Source organism: Roseomonas chloroacetimidivorans (genome assembly GCF_049629625.1).
In the GTDB taxonomy this organism is placed as follows: Bacteria; Pseudomonadota; Alphaproteobacteria; order Acetobacterales; family Acetobacteraceae; genus Roseomonas; species Roseomonas chloroacetimidivorans.
Map to the genome: position 1 here is coordinate 104,787 of NZ_JBNBZS010000011.1, position 15,546 is coordinate 120,332.

Consider the following 15,546-nt stretch of genomic DNA (forward strand, 5'->3'; position numbering starts at 1 on the left):
CGGCGCGCCGTTTTGCGCGCCGCAGGTCAGGTCAGGCACGCCGCAGCGCAGCGACATCCACCTTGCGCAGCGTGTTGCGGATCTTCCCGATACCCTCGATCGCGCATTCCACCACATCGCCATCCCGCAGGAAGCGCGGTGGCTTGAAGCCGATGCCCACGCCTTCCGGCGTACCGGTGGCGATCACATCCCCCGGCAGCAGCGCCATGCTGAGCGAGATGGTCTCGATCAGGGTCGGGATGTCGAAGATCAGGTCGGCGGTGCTGGCATCCTGCCGCTTCTCGCCATTCACGGTGCAGCTCACGCGCATCGCCTCGGCCTTCAGCTCATCGGCCGTCACGATCCAGGGGCCCATGGGGCAGAAGCCGTCGATGCCCTTCCCCAGCAGCCACTGCTTGTGCTTGCCCTGCAGGTCACGAGCGGTGACGTCGTTCACCACCGTGTAGCCGAAGACATGCGCCATGGCCTGGGACTTCGGAATGGCCCGCCCGCCGCGCCCGATCACCACGGCCAGCTCTGCCTCGTAATCCACCTCGGCATCGAGCCCCGGCACCAGGGGGATGTCGTCCCAGGGGCCGGAGATCGAGGTGAAGGGCTTGGTGAAAATGATCGGCGCCTTGGGGATCGCATCCGCCGCGCTGGTCGAGGAGGAGTCATAGCCGCTGCCAGCGAATTCCTTCGCATGGGCATGATAGTTCTTGCCGACGCAGAAGATGTTGCGCGGCGGGTGCGGCAGCGGCGCCAGCAGCATGGATTCGTCGAGCGGCTCACCCTCCCCCGAGGACTCCGGCAGGGTGGCGCCGCTGGAAAGCGCCGCGATCAGCGCCGTCATCTCCGTCGGCAGCCCCGGTGCCAGGGTTTCCACCGGCCAGAAGCGGCGGCCCTCTGCATCCAGGCGCACCAGGCGCGGCGTGGCACCCTGCTTGACCATCGCGAGCTTCATGCGGCCGATCCTATACCAAATCTGCTTTTAACTGAACCAATCCGCTGCTATGGTCGGCATATTGGTTGGATTGGTCAAGACCAAGATCATATGGCAGTGCAATATGGAGAGAGCGTTAAGGCGCTCTCTGGTGCGATGGAACTGCGCGACATGCTGGAGCGCGAGTTGCGGGCCGATCGCTGGCAGCCCGGGGAGAAGCTGCCAACCGAACGCGAATTGGGTGCACGCTACGGCGTGGCCCGGAACACGGTGCGCCGTGCGCTGGAGACTCTGGAGCAGCAGGGCCTGATCCACCGCCATGTAGGCCGCGGCACCTTCCGGAGCATGCCCATTGCGACCGCACCCGCAGACGACGACTCGCTCAGCCCCTCTGATGTGGTGGAGTGCCGGCTGATCCTGGAGCCGGAGATGATTTCCCTCGCCGTCGCGCGCGCCAATCAGGCGGATATCGCCCGGCTGGTTGAGTGCCTGCGCGGCACGGACGAGGCCACTGACCTCGCGGCCTTCGAGCACTGGGACGCCGAGTTGCACGATGCCTTCGCGCTGGCCACGCATAATGCTGCGGTTATCGCCATGTCTCGCTCCCTCGCCCGCGTGAGGGAACGGACGGACTGGGGACAGCTTAAGGCACGCGGCAACACGGCGGAGCGTCGTGCCGTCCTGCAGCAGCAGCACCATGCCATGGTGGATGCCGTCCGGCAGCGCGATCGTGCGGCCGCGCGGCGCGTGATGCGCGACCACATCCTGTTCGTGCAGGGCTATATGTTCGGTGACTAGCCGAACAGCGCGGCGATCCGGTCGACCAGGGCCTCGTCGCGCAGCAGGCTGAAATGGTCCATGCCCGGGGAGATATATTCCTCGGCCGCGTTCCCCGCTTCCGCCCAGGCCCGTGCCATCCGGCTATTCTGATCGAGGAAGGCGGGCGTCTCCGTCCCGCCCACGGCAAAGAGCGCGCGCGGCAGCCCGCCCCGCACCCGGAACAGCGGTGACATGGCCCGGGCCGTCGGCGCATCCAGCCCCAGCTTGTCGTTCAGCGGCGTCGCAAGAAGCGGCTCCAGGTCATAGACGCCGCTCAGCCCTGCCACGGCAAGGATGGGCGATGCTCCCTCCCAGTCCGCCATGGCCAGCTCAGACACAATCTGCCCACCGGCCGAATGCCCGGCCGCCACAAGCCCAGCCCCGCCGCGCTCCAGCCCGCCCGCATGCGCCAGCACCGCCGGCACGGCCCGCCGCGCCGATTCCAGCAGCACCGGCAAGGTCACATCCGGGCAGAGCGGGTAGTTCACCAAGGCCATATCCAGCCCGCGTTCCACGAAGCGCGCCGCCAGGAAACGGAACTGTGCCTTGTCCCGCGACTGCCAGTAGCCCGCGTGGAAATAGGCCAGCGTGCCACGCCAGGGGCCGGGCGCCGCGTAGAAGTCGAAGCGTTCCCGCGCATGCGGGCCGTAGGGAATATCCAGCGCCGGATTCAGGGCCGCGATGGACTCCTCACCCTCCCGCTCGAAATCCGCGATCAGCGCCGGATGCCCGGGGCGCACCTGGCCGGTCATGTACTCCTGAACGGGATCCATCGTCATGCTGGCTTTGCTACGGCGAAACCGGCGAGCTGTGCATAGCCGCGCACGATGCCCTCCAACTCCTGGCTCGTTGCCACATCCTCGATCCGAGCGAAGCCAGCCGGCGCGCGTTCCGCGATCACGTCGATCACCCGCTCCGGCCCGCCAATGCGGTTGGAGCGTACTACCGCCGCCGTGGCCGGCAGCCGTTCCGCCTCATAGGCTGCCAGAGCCTCGGGAACTGGCCGCGAAGCGAGCAGATCCGTCAGGCAGCGCGCGTCTAGGATCGCCTGGGACGCGCCGTTGGAGCCCACCGGGTACATCGGATGCGCCGCATCCCCCAGCAACGTCACGCGGTTCTTGGTCCACCAGGACAGCGGGTCGCGGTCGCACATCGGGTATTCAAAGATCTCCGGCGTCGCGCGGATCATCGCCTCCAGACTGATGAAGGGAAGATGCAGCCGTTCGACCAGATGGCGGAAATCCTCGTAATTCCCCAGGCGCGACCAGTTTTCACGCTTCGGCGGGGGCTCGCCGGGCTGACCGGTGCGGGCATAGATCACCCAGTTCGTCAGCCGCGTTTCCGGCGTCTCGCCAGGGGCGATGGGATAGAGCACGAGCTTCGCCACCGCATCGCCCGCGATGACCATGGATTCGCCGTCGTCGAAGGCCGGCCAGTCCAGCGCGCCGCGCCACATCTGAATGCCGTTCCAGCGGATGCCCGGATCATCCGGGTGCAGATCGGCCCGCAGCGTGGAGTGGATGCCATCCGCCCCCACCAATGCGTCGCCCTGCTCCTCTGTCTCCGTGCCGTCACCCGCGCGGAAGCGAGCAACGACACGCTTGCCATCCTGCGCGTAACCCACCAGCCGTCGGTTGGTGCGGGGCGCCTTGTCGCCCAGCCTTTCCGTCGCTGCCTGCCACAGCATGGCGTGCAACCGGCCCCGATGGATGGAAAATTGCGGGACGTCATGCCCCGCATGCATTCCGCGCGGCTCCGACCAGATGGGCTGGCCCAGATGGTTCGCATAGGTAAGCTGCCGCGTGCGGATCGCGATCTCATCCAGCCGCGGAAGCAGGCCGAGCGCGGCCAGCTCCCGCACCGAATGCGGCAGGGCATTGATGCCGACGCCGAGGGGGCGCACGTCCTGCGCCGCCTCGAAAACCTGCCCCTCGATGCCCTTTTCCCGCAGCATCAGTGCGAGCGTCAGTCCGCCGATGCCGCCACCCGCGATCAGGATCCGCATGGGCGCAGCCCTCAGCCCTCGGCAGGGGGCGGCAGGAAGTGGATGTTGTGCTCGGCCGAAACCCGCACCACCTCCGCCGGATCGGTCAGCCGGTCGAGCTTCGTGAACAGCTCATAGAGCCGCATCGAGGGCGCCACCCAGAACAGCGCGCGGACATTCGACTCGCTCTTATTGAAGATGCCATGGGTGGAGCCCATGGGCATGCGGATTAGGTCGCCCGCGCTGGCATGCAGCGTTTCGCCATCCAGCAGCAACTCGAACTTGCCCTCCAGCACGCGGATGAACTCGTCCTGGTCCGGGTGGATATGCGGCGGCACGAAAGTGCCGGGCGGAAACAGCGTGTCGAAGGCGAAGGACGCCTTGGAGAGCTGCACGGGCTTGTAGGTCTGCCCGAGAATGTCCCAGACAACTCCGTCCAGGCTTTCGCCTGCGCGGGTGATGCCGGCTTCGGCTGCCATGATGCGTCCTCCTTCAAATATGAAGATAAGTGTCGCGGATAGCTGGCGCATCGGCCAGTTCCGCGCTGGTGCCGGCCCAGACGGTCCGGCCCTTCTCAATGATCACGTTGCGGTCGGCCAGGCGCAACACGGCGGAAAGGTTCTTGTCGATCAGCAGGATCGACTGCCCCTCCTCCTTCAGCGCGGCCAGGACCGACCAGATCTCCGCCCGGATCACGGGGGCCAGTCCCTCGGTCGCCTCATCCAGGATCAGCAGGGACGGGTTGGTCATCAGCGCGCGGCCGATGGCCAGCATCTGCTGCTCCCCGCCCGAGAGCTGGCTGCCCAGGTTGCGGCGCCGCTCCTTCAGCCGCGGGAAAAAGCGCCAGATGCCCTCCAGATCCCAGCGCGCCTTGCCGCTGCGCGCGGCGGCGGTGGCAATCAGGTTCTCCTCAACCGTCAGGGTGGGAAATACCTGCCGTCCCTCCGGCACCAGTCCCAGCCCATGCTGCGCCACGCGATAGGGCGGCAGCCCGGCGATGGAGGCACCACCGAAGGCGAGTTCCCCACCCCAGCGCGGCACCAGCCCCATGATGGCGGAGACGGTGGTCGTCTTGCCCATGCCGTTGCGACCGAGCAGCGCGAGCACCTCTCCCGCACCGACGGCAAGGGAGACATCAAACAGGACCTGGCTCTCGCCATAGCCGGCAGAAAGGTTCCGGACGTCCAGCATCAGGCCATCTCGTCCTCACCCAGATAGGCGCTGCGCACCTCAGGATGGGCGCGGATCTCCTCCACCGTGCCGGTCACGACCACGCGGCCATAGACCAGTACGGAAATCCGGTCCGCCAGGGCGAAGACGGCCCGCATGTCATGCTCCACCAGCAGGATTCCGTAGCGCTGGCGCAGGGAGCGCAGCAGCGCGATCAGCCGCTCCGTCTCCTCTGGCCCGGCCCCAGCCAGGGGCTCGTCCAGCAGCATTAGTCGTGGCTCCGCGGCCATCGCCACGGCGAGTTCGAGTTGCCGTTTCTCGCCATGCGACATGCTGCCGGCCACCACATCGGCGCGATGGCCCAGTCCGACCCTGTCCAGCGCCGCGCGGGCCCGTTCGTTCAACGCCGCCTCGGAGCCAGCCCGACGGAAGAAGCGGAAGGAGGAGCCGCTGCGCGCCTGCACGGCCAGCGCCACATTCTCCAGCGCGGTGAAACCCGGCACGATGCAGGTGATCTGGAAGCTGCGTGCCAGCCCGGCCCGGGCACGGCGCGGGAAGGACCAGGAGGTCACATCCTGCCCGGCGAAGATCACCGCACCCTCATCCGGCCGCAGCGTGCCGCTGATCTGGTGGATCAGGGTGGTCTTCCCCGCCCCGTTCGGGCCGATTACCGCATGGATCTCGCCGGGGTTCACCGTCAGCGACACACCATCGGTCACGGTCAGCCCGCCGAAGCGCTTGCGCAGCCCGCGCAGTTCCAGAAGCGGCTCAGGCATCGGCTTCCGCCCCCAGCGCCGCTGCCTTGGGCGAAACCGGCCGCCGGCGCGACACCATGGAAATCCCGGCCAGCCCGTTCCGCAGGAACAGCACGGACAGCACCAGAAGCGGCCCGAAGACCAGCCGCCAGTATTCCAGCAGATGCGAGAGCCACTCCTCCAACATGATGATGGCCAGCGATCCCAGGATGGCGCCGTAAAGATGCCCCGCCCCGCCCAGGATCACCATGAAGAGCAGTTCCCCCGACCGCCCCCAGGACAGGGTGGCGGGCGAGACGAATTCCGTGGAATTGGCCAGCAGCGCCCCCGCCAGTCCGGCGATTGCGCCAGCCACCGTGTAGGCGACGAGCCGGTAGGGATAGGGTGAGAAGCCCACCGCCTGCGCGCGCAGCGCATTCTCCCGCGACGCCCGCAGGACGCGCCCGAAGCGGCTGTCCAACAGCGCGGAACAGAGCAGCCAGATTCCCGCCAGCAGCACCAGGCAGATGAAGTGGAAGGCCATCCGGTCTTCCAGTAGCCGCGTGCCCAGCCATTCCGTGCGGCCATAAAGCGTATACCCGTCATCCCCGCCCAACACGGAGAGGGAGGCGGCGGTGAAGAAGGCCATCTGCCCGAAGGCGAGCGTGATCATGATGAAATGCACGCCGCTGGTCCGCAGCGACACAGCGCCCGTGACCAGGGCGAAGAACCCGGCCGCCAGGAACGCGGTGGGAAAGACAACCAGCGCATCGGTAATGCCAGCATAATCCAGCGCCGCCACCACATAGGAGCCGATCCCCAGCATGGCCGCATGGCCCATGCTGACCAGCCCTGCCCCGCCCACGAGCAAGGAAAGGCTGACAGCCGCCATGCCCAGGATCATGGCCCGTGCCATGACCGTGTAGGCGAAGCTCGTGTCGAAACCCAGGAATGGCGCCGCGGCCAGACCCGCCAGCACCACCAGGGGAAGGATCATCCGCAACCGCGTACTCATCCGCGCCGCACCGGAAAGAGACCGGCCGGGCTGAAGAACAGGATCGCGGCCATGACGATATAGACGAGCATGGAGGCCAGCGCCGCCCCGGTCTGCCGGGCGGAAGAGGCATCCATCACCAGCCGCAGCAGGTCCGGCAGCATGGCCCGGCCCAGCGTGTCGATCAGCCCGACCAGCACCGCGGCCAGGAAGGCCCCGCGGATCGAACCGATGCCGCCGATCACGATCACCACGAAGGCCAGGATCAGCACTCCATCCCCCATTCCCGGCGCGACCGCGAAGACCGGCCCGGCGAGCGCCCCAGCGAAGCCCGCCAGCATGGCGCCGAAGCCGAAGACCAGGGTGAAGAGCTTATGGATATCCACACCCAGCGCCGAGACCATGCGGGCATTGGTCGCCCCGGCCCGCACCAGCATCCCGGCCCGCGTGCGGTCCACCAGCAGCCACAGGCCCAGCGCCACCAGCAGCCCAGCAACGATGATCACCAGCCGGAAGGTCGGATAGGTCAGGCCGGGCATGATCTCCACCCCGCCCGTGAACCCCTCGGGTTGCGGCACCGGCAGGGGCGAGCTGCCCCAGATGGCGCGCACACCGTCATCCACCGTCAGGATCACGCCGAAAGTCGCGAGCACCTGGGAAAGGTGGTCGCGGCTGTAGAGATGCCGGAACACCAGCCATTCGAGCAGCAGTCCGATCAGTAGCGATACCGGCAGCGCCAGCAGCAGCCCCAGCCAGAAGCTGCCCACCCAGATGCCAAAGCTGGCCGCCACATAGGCGCCGAGCATGTATTGCACGCCATGGGCCAGGTTGATGAAGTCCATCACCCCGAAGACGAGGGTCAGCCCGGCGGCGACGAGGAACAGCAGGATTCCCAGCTGTGCCCCGTTCAGCAACTGCACGAGCAGCAGGTTGAGCGTCACTGGCGTGATGCCTCAACGCATCCGGCACTCGGCCGCGTAGGGGTCCACGTCGTTGCTGACCACCTTGCGCACCGTCTCGGTCGCGAACTTGCCGTCGGGGCGCTTCACCACCTTGTAGAGATAGATGTCCTGAATCGGATAATGGTTTGCGCCCATGCGGAAGTTGCCGCGAAGCGAGGTGAACTTCGAATTCTCCATCGCCTTCCGCAGCGCCGCCTTGTCCGTCAGGTTCCCGCCGGTCTGCTTCACCGCGTCGTCCACCAGCAGGGCCGCGTCATAGGCCTGGGCGGCATAGTTGCCGGGCACGTAGTTGTACGCGGCCTCGAAATCCCGGACGAAGCGCTTGCTCTGCTCGTTGTTGAAATCCGGCCCCCAGGTGGCGGCGGTGTAGAAGCCCAGCGCCGCATCGGCCTGGGCCGGCAGCGTCGCCTCGTCCACGGTGAAGGTGGAAAGGAAGGGAATGTTCGCCAGCCCGGCCTGCCGGTACTGCCGCACGAGGTTCACGCCCAGCGCGCCCGGCATGAAGGTGAAGATGGCGTCCGGCTTTGCCGCCGCGATCTTCGCCACCTCGGTCGAGAAGTCGAGCTGATTCAGCGGGACATAGATCTCGTCCACCACCTCGCCCTTGAAGCGGCTACGGAATCCGGCCACCGCATCCTTACCCGCCTGGTAGTTGGGCACGAGAATGAAGACGCGCTTATAGCCGTCATCCTGCGCCACCTGCCCCATCGAGGCATGCACCTGGTCGTTCTGGTAGGAGGTCGTGAAGAAATACGGATTGCAGCCGCGCCCGGCATAGGTGGAGGGGCCGGCATTGGCGCTGATCAGGAAGGTCTGGCTTTCCGTCACCGGGCGGAAGATGGACTGGAGGATGTTGCTGTACACGATGCCAGCGACGACATTGACCTTGTCCCGCTCCAGCGCGGCGCGGACCTTGGTCACGGCCACGTCGGGCTTCAGCTCGTCATCGATCACGACGGTCTCGACGGGAAGGCCGCCGAGCTTGCCGTCCAGATGCTTCACCGCCTGCATCCAGCCGTCGCGCAACTGAGTGCCGAGGGCGGCGCCGGCGCCGGAAAGGGTGGCCACGAAGCCCACCTTGATCCCAGCTGGCTGGGCCCGGACCAGGGCGGGCATGGCGCCTGAGAAGGTTGCGGCCGCTGCGGTGCCAAGCAGGGTGCGTCTGTTCATGGTCGCGGGATCCTCTGGGTCTCGTGCTCTTGGGACGCGGGTCTGCAGCCAGCGTGCCAAAGTAGCTTGCCATTCGTTCCGGCCATGTGGCCAGCCGCCGAATGCAGACCATTTCGCCCGGGAAGGCGCTCTTGCACGCGCCTCGTTCCGGGCTATCGACCTCCGTCCCCAGAAAGCTCCAGACAGGGCCGAGCCGACCCCCGCCAGCGCCTCGCCCGGTCAGCTCACCCCGAGATACCGTCCGGGCTTGTGGTTCATGGCCAGGATCAGGTTCACCACCAGGGCGCCGAGCATGGAGAGGCCCACCCGGCCCCAATTCAGCGCGAAACAGGCGCCCAGCATGACCAGCGTGTCGAAGCCCAGTTGCAGATAGCCGGCCCGCCAGCCCCGTTTTTCCTGCAGATGCATGGCAACCAGCTGCGTCCCGCCCAGCCCGGTGCGGTGCCGGATCAGGGCCAGCGCCCCCATCCCGATCAGGATGCCCCCCATGATCGCGGCATAAACCGGCGAGACATGGCTGAAGCCGAGCCAGAGCGGCGCAAACCGCGTGAGAATTGAAACGCCGGCAATGGCGATCGCCGTGCGCAGCAGCACCCGCCACCCCATCTGCCGCCAGCCGAAAAGCAGGAAGGGGATGTTGAGCAGGAAGAACAGCGTGCCTGCATTCATCGGCGTGACATAGCCCAGCAGCAGCGCCAGCCCTGCCAGCCCGCTCGTCACCAGCCGCGCCTCGCCATAGAGAGCAAGGCCCAGCGAAACCATGGTCGTGCCGAGAATCAGGGCCGCCACATCCTCGTACAGACTGTGCGGGGAAACCCCTTGCTGAAGGCCATCAGAGGCGCGCAGGGGCCGTGAGAGCTGATTCAGGGCGGGCCTCCTGACAAATCTGGCCGGGCCGGCCATTCGGACAGCAACACTACCCTATTGCTGCGATGCAGCAAGGGCTATTCGCTGGCGGGCCGCCCCGCCGCCCGCCCCAGGGCGGAAGCGAGCCGCAGGGCCCAGGCCTCGATGCTGCCCGGATCGCCCAGCAGGTCCTGCCGCAACTCGATCAGCACGGCCTCCAGCCCGCGGGCATCGCCATGCACGGGTACGGTGTAGTCGTGGATGCCGGGCTCGATCCGGTAGGGCTCATTCTCTGCCACCACCAGCCCCGGGTCCGATCCGATCGCGGCTGCCAGGGCACGCCCGAACACCATGGCACGGTCGAACAGCACACCGGCATGCCAGGGGCGCTCCACTCCCTGGAAGCGTGGCGTGAAGCTGTGCACCCCGATCACGAAGGCCGGCATACCTGCTGCTTCGCGTCGGTCCAGCAGAGCGGATACGGCCGAATGAAAGGGATGAAACCAGGCTGCCTCCCTCGCCGCCCGCTCCGCCGCGTCGATCCCGATATTGCCGGGAATGGGCGTGTCCTCGCTCCGTTCTCGAATGCTTGTCGGCACGCCAGGCGGTCGGTTCAGGTCGATCAGCAGCCGCGAGGCGCCCGCCAGGAAGAGAGGCGCATCCAGCAGCACCGAGAGCCGGCGCGCCAGCTCCGCGGCGCCGATATCCCAGGCGATGTGCCGCTCCAGCTCAGCCGCGGGCAGGCCCAGCGCGCCGTAGCGCGCGGGAATGTGGTTCGAGGCGTGCTCGCACAGCAGTACGAAAGGCGAGGCGCCCTCCGCGTTCAACAGCGTGACAGGCGCAGGATCGCTCGATGGGTCGGTCAAGACGCGCCCGCCGACGGCACTTCACGGGTCACCACGTTGAAGCCCGCTAGGTTGCAGGGACCAAAGGTCGTGGTCATCGCCACATCGGTCGCATCGCGCCCGCGTGCCATCACAATCCGGCCGATGCGCGGAATGTTGTGCCGCGCATCGAATGTGTACCAGTTGCCGCCGAGATAGGCCTCGAACCAGGCAGAGAAATCCATTGGCGCGTCCGCCAGCGATACGCCGATATCGCCGAGATAGCCCGTGCAATAGCGCGCCGGGATGTTCATGCAGCGGCACAACGTAACGGCCAGATGCGCGTAGTCCCGGCACACGCCCAAGCGGTCATTGTGGCCGCTATAAGCGGTGCGGAAGACATTCGCGTGCTCATAGCCGAACTGGATGCGGTTATGCGCGTAGTCGCAGATCGCCTGCACCCGCGCCCAGCCGCCCTCGACATGGCCGAATAGCGACCAGGCGAGCTCCGAAAGCCGGTCCGTCTCGCAGTAGCGGCTAGCCAGCAGGAAAACCAGCGTGTCGTCCGGCAGTTCCTCCACTGGCACCTGGCGTGCCTCCGGCACCACCGGATCGGGTGTACCGGGGTCCAGGATGTCAAAGCGGGTGGAGATGGTCGTCCGCCCCGGTGGCGCGACGATCCGGTGGCAGATATTGCCGAACCCGTCCCGGTATTCCGCCGCGCCAACAGGGCGGTCGAACTGGATCTGGTGGGGCCCGATCACATCCTGCATGCGGGATGGATGCACGCTCAGCGCCAGGAGCATCGGCGTCGGCTGCGGGCAGTCATAGGTGATGTCGTAACCGCAGTGAATTTTCACGGGCGGGAGCCTCCGATCCTTGGGATGACGCGGCACCGACGCGATGGGACTGGGGCGGCAATCCCCGCCCGGCCGTATGACGCCCATTACCGGCCTAACATACAGCAAGCGGCAGGCCAGAGGTGGCTGAACCCCGCCCTGCTGCCGCCGACCTAACGCTGATGTGCGAAGCGAAGCCTGCCCCGGCGCCCGAAAGGCCGGAAGTCAGAACAACCCCTCGATCCGTCCCTCCGCGTCCAGGCCGATCGTCTCCGCGGCCGGATGGCGCGGCAGGCCGGGCATGGTCATCACATCCCCACAGATCGCAACCACGAATCCCGCTCCCGCCGAGAGCTTCACCTCCCGCACTGGCAGTGTGTGCCCCGTGGGCGCCCCCAGCAGCGCGGGGTTGGCGGAGAAGGAATACTGCGTCTTCGCGATGCAGACCGGCGCATTGCGGAACCCGGCCTCCTCGAATCTCTTCAACCGCTGCGCCAGAGCCGGCGGCAGCGCCACGTCGGAGGCGCGGTAGATCTCCCGCGCAATGGTGCCGATCTTGTCCGCCAGCGGCATATCGGCAGGGTAGAGCGGCCGGAACCGCGCCGTGCCGCCCGCAATCAGCCCCTGTACCGCCCGCGCCAGATCTTTCGCGCCCGCGGCGCCATCGCCCCAATGCGTACAGAGGATGGCGCGCGTGCCCACCGCCTCCATCGCCTCCTGCACGGCCGCGATCTCGGCATCCGTGTCGGAGGTGAAGCGGTTCAGCGCCACCACCACGGGCAGGCCGAACTTGCCCATATTCTCCACATGGCGCTCCAAGTTGGACAGGCCGCGCCGCACCGCCGCCACATCCTCGGTGCCCAGCGCGGCCTTCGCCACGCCACCATGCATCTTCAGCGCGCGCACCGTCGCCACCACCACGCAGGCGGAAGGCGCCAGCCCGGCCATGCGGCATTTGATGTCCAGGAACTTCTCAGCGCCCAGATCGGCGCCGAAGCCGGCCTCCGTCACCACCACATCGGCCATGCGCAGGCCGAGCTTCGTCGCGATGACGCTGTTGCAGCCATGGGCGATGTTGGCGAAGGGTCCGCCATGCACCAGCGCCGGGCTGCCCTCCAGCGTCTGCACCAGGTTTGGCATCAGCGCATCCCGGAGCAGCGCCGCCATGGCGCCATCCGCCTTTAGCTCATGCGCCGTGACTGCACGCCCGTCCCGCGCCTGCCCGATGATGATCCGCCCAAGCCGCGCGCGCAGGTCGTCCAGATCCTGCGCCAGGCAGAAGATCGCCATCACCTCGGAAGCGACGGTGATTTCGAACCCATCCTCGCGCGGGAAGCCATTCGCGACACCCCCGAGCCCCACAGCGGCCAGGCGCAGCGCGCGGTCGTTCATGTCGATCGCGCGGTTCCAAACGATGCGCCGCGCGTCCAGGTCGAGTGCGTTGCCCCAGTAGATGTGGTTGTCAATCATGGCCGATAGCAGGTTGTTGGCCGAGGTGATCGCGTGGAAATCGCCGGTGAAATGGAGGTTGATCTCCTCCATCGGCGCCACCTGCGCCCGCCCGCCGCCCGTGGCCCCGCCCTTCACCCCGAAGCAGGGCCCCAGGGAGGGTTCGCGCAGCGCGATCATGGTCCGCGTGCCCAGGGCGTTCAGCGCATCGCCCAGGCCGATGGTGGTGGTGGTCTTGCCCTCGCCGGCAGCGGTCGGGCTGATGCCGGTCACCAGCACCAGCGCGCCTTCCGGCTTTCCCGCCTGCGCCCGGACGAAGTCCATGCCCAGCTTGGCCTTGTACCGGCCATGCGGCTCCAGGGCATCAAGGGGAATCCCAGCACGCTCCGCGATCTCGGTGATGGGGCGCAGCGTCGCCGCCCGCGCGATCTCCAGATCCGTCGTCATCCATGGTCCCCGGGGCTGATCCCCAGGGGTTAGGGCAGGCTTCCCCAGTCGGCAAGCAGGCAGCGCTTGGAAAGGGCGATCCAGGGATGTCATGCTGCCGCCAACAAAGGAATCCGGAGGAAGTCTTGTCCTACCCTGCTGCGACACGCCGCGCCCTGCTGGCCGCCCCCGCCCTGCTCCTCGCCCGGCCGGGCCTGGCCCAGGCGCCTGAGGGCTGGCCCACCCGCCCCGTTTCCGTGCTCGTGCCCTTCGTCGCCGGCGGCCCCTCCGATATCGTGGCCCGGGCGGCCTCCAACACCATGGCCCAGGCGATCGGGCAGCCCGTGGTGGTGGAAAATCGCCCTGGCGCGAATGGCGAGGTCGCGGCCCGGGTGGCCGCGCGCGCGGCGCCGGATGGGCACACCCTCATGGTCGGCTCGATCGGCGTCTGGGCCATCAACGCTGCCCTTCGCCCCAATCTCGGCTACGATCCCGTGAAGGACTTCACCCCGCTGGTCCTGGCCGTCACCACCCCGAACGTGCTGGTGGTGAATGACAAGCACCCGGCCCGGGACATGGCCTCCCTGGTCGCCTGGCTGAAGGAACGGAACGGCCGCGCCTCCTATTCCACCTCCGGCGTCGGCTCCTCGGACCAGATGACGACGGAGTTGTTCAAGATCCGCACGGGTACCGAGATCACCCATATTCCCTATAGCGGCGGCGCGGCGGCCGCGACGGACCTGATCGCCGGCAATGTGGACCTCTCCTTCCAGAACCTGGGCACCGTGGCCGCCCATATCGCTGGCGGACGCCTGCGGGCCCTGATGGTCACCAGCGAAAAGCCCCATCCCGTTCTGCCCGGCGTGCCGACGGCGGCGCAGGCGGGGCTGCAGGACTTCGTCGTCACCTCCTGGCAGTCCTTCATGGGTCCGGCGGGCATGCCCGTGCGGCTGCGGGACCGTGTGGCCGGCGCGCTGCGCGACGCCCTGCTGCATCCCGACACGAAGCCGCGCCTGGAGGCGATCGGCTTCGACGTGGTGCCCAGCACCCCCGAGGATTACAGCCGCTTCCAGCAAGCCGAGATCAATCGCTGGCGGGAGGTGATCCAGGTCGCGCGCATCACCGCGAGCTGATCCGCGCGCGGGCGGGTTGCGCCAGATCAAGGCCAGCCCGCCCCTGAAGGCGTAATCCGCTTGCACGGGACCGCGCGGCGCCGCCCGGCGCAAGCGAGGCAACCCATGCCTATCCGTATTGGCGCAATAGCTGGGTCTGCAACACGCCCAGTTCCGCCAAGGCCTCGCCCATCGCGCCCAGGGCAAAGCGCATGTCGTCAGGCGTCACCGCGCCGATGCAGCCGATACGGATGGTGGGCGTCGGCGTGGTGAAGAAGTTGCTGATCAGCACGCCGCGCCGCTTCAGCGCATCCACGAATCCCTGCAGCGTGAAGCCCGGCGCATCCGGTTGGTGCAGTGTCAGGATAATCGGCCCCTGATGGGCGGCATCGAGATAGGGCCGAAGACCCAGACGCTCGGCGCCCGCGCGCAGCACGCGCATATTCTCGGTGTAGCGCGCCAGCCGGGCGGGCTGCCCGCCTTCGGCGAGATAGGCCTCCATTGCCACCCCGAAGGCGTGCAGCGCCTGCACCGGCGGGGTGAAGCGGAAGCTTCCCCAGCCGGACCGCTCCGCATGGCGCAGCACATCGCCCAGGTCGAAGCTCCAGGATCCCGCCTGCCCCGCCCGCTCCCGCGCGCGCTCCATCGGGCACACCGCGAAGCCGATCCCCGGCAGCCCCTCCAGGCATTTGTTGGAGGTGAACAGCACCGCATCGCATTCCGGTTGTGCCTTCAGGTCGAAGGGCAGCGCCCCGAAGGCGGAGACCGCGTCGACGATCAGCCGCCGCCCCGCGGCGCGCACCACGGCGCCCACCTCGGCCGGATCATTGATGATGCCGCTGCCCGTCTCGGAGTAGATCATGCCGACATGCGAGATCGTGGGATCGGCTGCCAGCGCCGCCGCCACCTCCTCCCCTCGCACGCCGCGCGTATCCGGCACGGGCAGCGCCACGGGGTCGCGCCCGGCCTCGCGCGCCAGGCGCATCATCCGGTCGGCATAGGCACCATTGCTGACCACCAGAAAGCGGCCGCCCGCCGGGATGAAGGTCCGCACCGCGGCCTCCACGATGAAATGGCCGGCGCCCTGCAGTGGCAGGGTCGCGTGCACACCAGCCACGCCCCCGGCGATGTCACGCACCCGGTCCCGGATCGCGGTGTATTCCACGCCGAAGTCGCGGTCCCAGGGGGCGATGTCCACCGCCATGGCCGCCCGGGTCTCCGGGCGGGTCTGGACGGGGCCGGGGGTGAGGAGGAGCATGCCGGGAACCTTGCTGGGCGGCGTTGATCGTCCGGCC

General features: G+C 67.7%; 16 protein-coding genes. 2 read left to right on the top strand and 14 right to left on the bottom strand.

Translation table 11 applies throughout. The features are described from left to right. Positions 1-31 precede the first annotated feature (31 nt). Entirely contained in the window at positions 32-943 is a 912-nt protein-coding gene (locus tag ACO1BU_RS10315) for a fumarylacetoacetate hydrolase family protein (RefSeq protein ID WP_424135852.1), read from the bottom strand. Between the two features lie 135 nt (positions 944-1,078). Here ACO1BU_RS10315 and ACO1BU_RS10320 point away from each other — a divergent pair, with 135 nt between their 5' ends. Then, the gene (locus ACO1BU_RS10320; protein ID WP_424135853.1) at positions 1,079-1,720 is read left to right on the top strand and encodes a FadR/GntR family transcriptional regulator; all 642 of its coding nucleotides are present in this window, start codon (positions 1,079-1,081) and stop codon (positions 1,718-1,720) included. Here the strand turns inward: ACO1BU_RS10320 and ACO1BU_RS10325 are convergent. The 12 genes from ACO1BU_RS10325 to ACO1BU_RS10380 form a co-directional block, all read right to left on the bottom strand. Then, positions 1,717-2,520, bottom strand: a complete 804-nt coding sequence (locus ACO1BU_RS10325) for an alpha/beta hydrolase (protein WP_424135854.1) — start codon at positions 2,518-2,520, stop codon at positions 1,717-1,719. The genes ACO1BU_RS10320 and ACO1BU_RS10325 overlap by 4 nt on opposite strands. Further along, complete coding sequence (locus ACO1BU_RS10330; protein ID WP_424135855.1) at positions 2,517-3,746, bottom strand: flavin-dependent oxidoreductase; 1,230 nt, start codon at positions 3,744-3,746, stop codon at positions 2,517-2,519. The genes ACO1BU_RS10325 and ACO1BU_RS10330 overlap by 4 nt, the downstream gene beginning before the upstream one ends. Before the next feature lie 11 nt (positions 3,747-3,757). Next, the gene (locus ACO1BU_RS10335) at positions 3,758-4,204 is read right to left on the bottom strand and encodes a cupin domain-containing protein (protein WP_424135856.1); all 447 of its coding nucleotides are present in this window, start codon (positions 4,202-4,204) and stop codon (positions 3,758-3,760) included. 13 nt (positions 4,205-4,217) lie between these two features. Continuing rightward, positions 4,218-4,916, bottom strand: a complete 699-nt coding sequence (locus ACO1BU_RS10340; RefSeq protein WP_424135857.1) for an ABC transporter ATP-binding protein — start codon at positions 4,914-4,916, stop codon at positions 4,218-4,220. Next, complete coding sequence (locus ACO1BU_RS10345; protein ID WP_424135858.1) at positions 4,916-5,671, bottom strand: ABC transporter ATP-binding protein; 756 nt, start codon at positions 5,669-5,671, stop codon at positions 4,916-4,918. Before ACO1BU_RS10345 ends, ACO1BU_RS10340 begins: the two co-directional genes overlap by 1 nt. Further along, on the bottom strand, positions 5,664-6,644 hold the full coding sequence (locus tag ACO1BU_RS10350) for a branched-chain amino acid ABC transporter permease (protein WP_424135859.1): 981 nt from the start codon (positions 6,642-6,644) through the stop codon (positions 5,664-5,666). The genes ACO1BU_RS10345 and ACO1BU_RS10350 overlap by 8 nt, the downstream gene beginning before the upstream one ends. After that, entirely contained in the window at positions 6,641-7,564 is a 924-nt protein-coding gene (locus ACO1BU_RS10355) for a branched-chain amino acid ABC transporter permease (RefSeq protein WP_424135860.1), read from the bottom strand. The genes ACO1BU_RS10350 and ACO1BU_RS10355 overlap by 4 nt, the downstream gene beginning before the upstream one ends. A gap of 12 nt (positions 7,565-7,576) precedes the next feature. After that, a complete protein-coding gene (locus tag ACO1BU_RS10360) occupies positions 7,577-8,755 on the bottom strand; it encodes an ABC transporter substrate-binding protein (RefSeq protein ID WP_424135861.1) in 1,179 nt (392 codons plus the stop codon). Between the two features lie 219 nt (positions 8,756-8,974). After that, a complete protein-coding gene (locus ACO1BU_RS10365; RefSeq protein WP_424135862.1) occupies positions 8,975-9,544 on the bottom strand; it encodes a YitT family protein in 570 nt (189 codons plus the stop codon). Between the two features lie 155 nt (positions 9,545-9,699). Then, positions 9,700-10,467, bottom strand: coding sequence for an N-formylglutamate amidohydrolase (locus ACO1BU_RS10370; protein ID WP_424135863.1), 768 nt, complete (start codon positions 10,465-10,467; stop codon positions 9,700-9,702). Then, entirely contained in the window at positions 10,464-11,285 is an 822-nt protein-coding gene (locus tag ACO1BU_RS10375; protein ID WP_424135864.1) for a transglutaminase-like domain-containing protein, read from the bottom strand. The genes ACO1BU_RS10370 and ACO1BU_RS10375 overlap by 4 nt, the downstream gene beginning before the upstream one ends. A 204-nt stretch (positions 11,286-11,489) precedes the next feature. Then, positions 11,490-13,160, bottom strand: coding sequence for a formate--tetrahydrofolate ligase (locus ACO1BU_RS10380; RefSeq protein ID WP_424135865.1), 1,671 nt, complete (start codon positions 13,158-13,160; stop codon positions 11,490-11,492). Positions 13,161-13,285: 125 nt separating this feature from the next. Between ACO1BU_RS10380 and ACO1BU_RS10385 the strand changes: the two genes are divergently transcribed. Beyond that, positions 13,286-14,272, top strand: a complete 987-nt coding sequence (locus tag ACO1BU_RS10385; RefSeq protein ID WP_424135866.1) for a Bug family tripartite tricarboxylate transporter substrate binding protein — start codon at positions 13,286-13,288, stop codon at positions 14,270-14,272. A 109-nt stretch (positions 14,273-14,381) separates the two neighbouring features. Here ACO1BU_RS10385 and ACO1BU_RS10390 read toward each other — a convergent pair whose 3' ends face one another. Then, on the bottom strand, positions 14,382-15,509 hold the full coding sequence (locus ACO1BU_RS10390) for a 2-aminoethylphosphonate--pyruvate transaminase (RefSeq protein ID WP_424135867.1): 1,128 nt from the start codon (positions 15,507-15,509) through the stop codon (positions 14,382-14,384). Between the last annotated feature and the right edge of the window lie 37 nt (positions 15,510-15,546).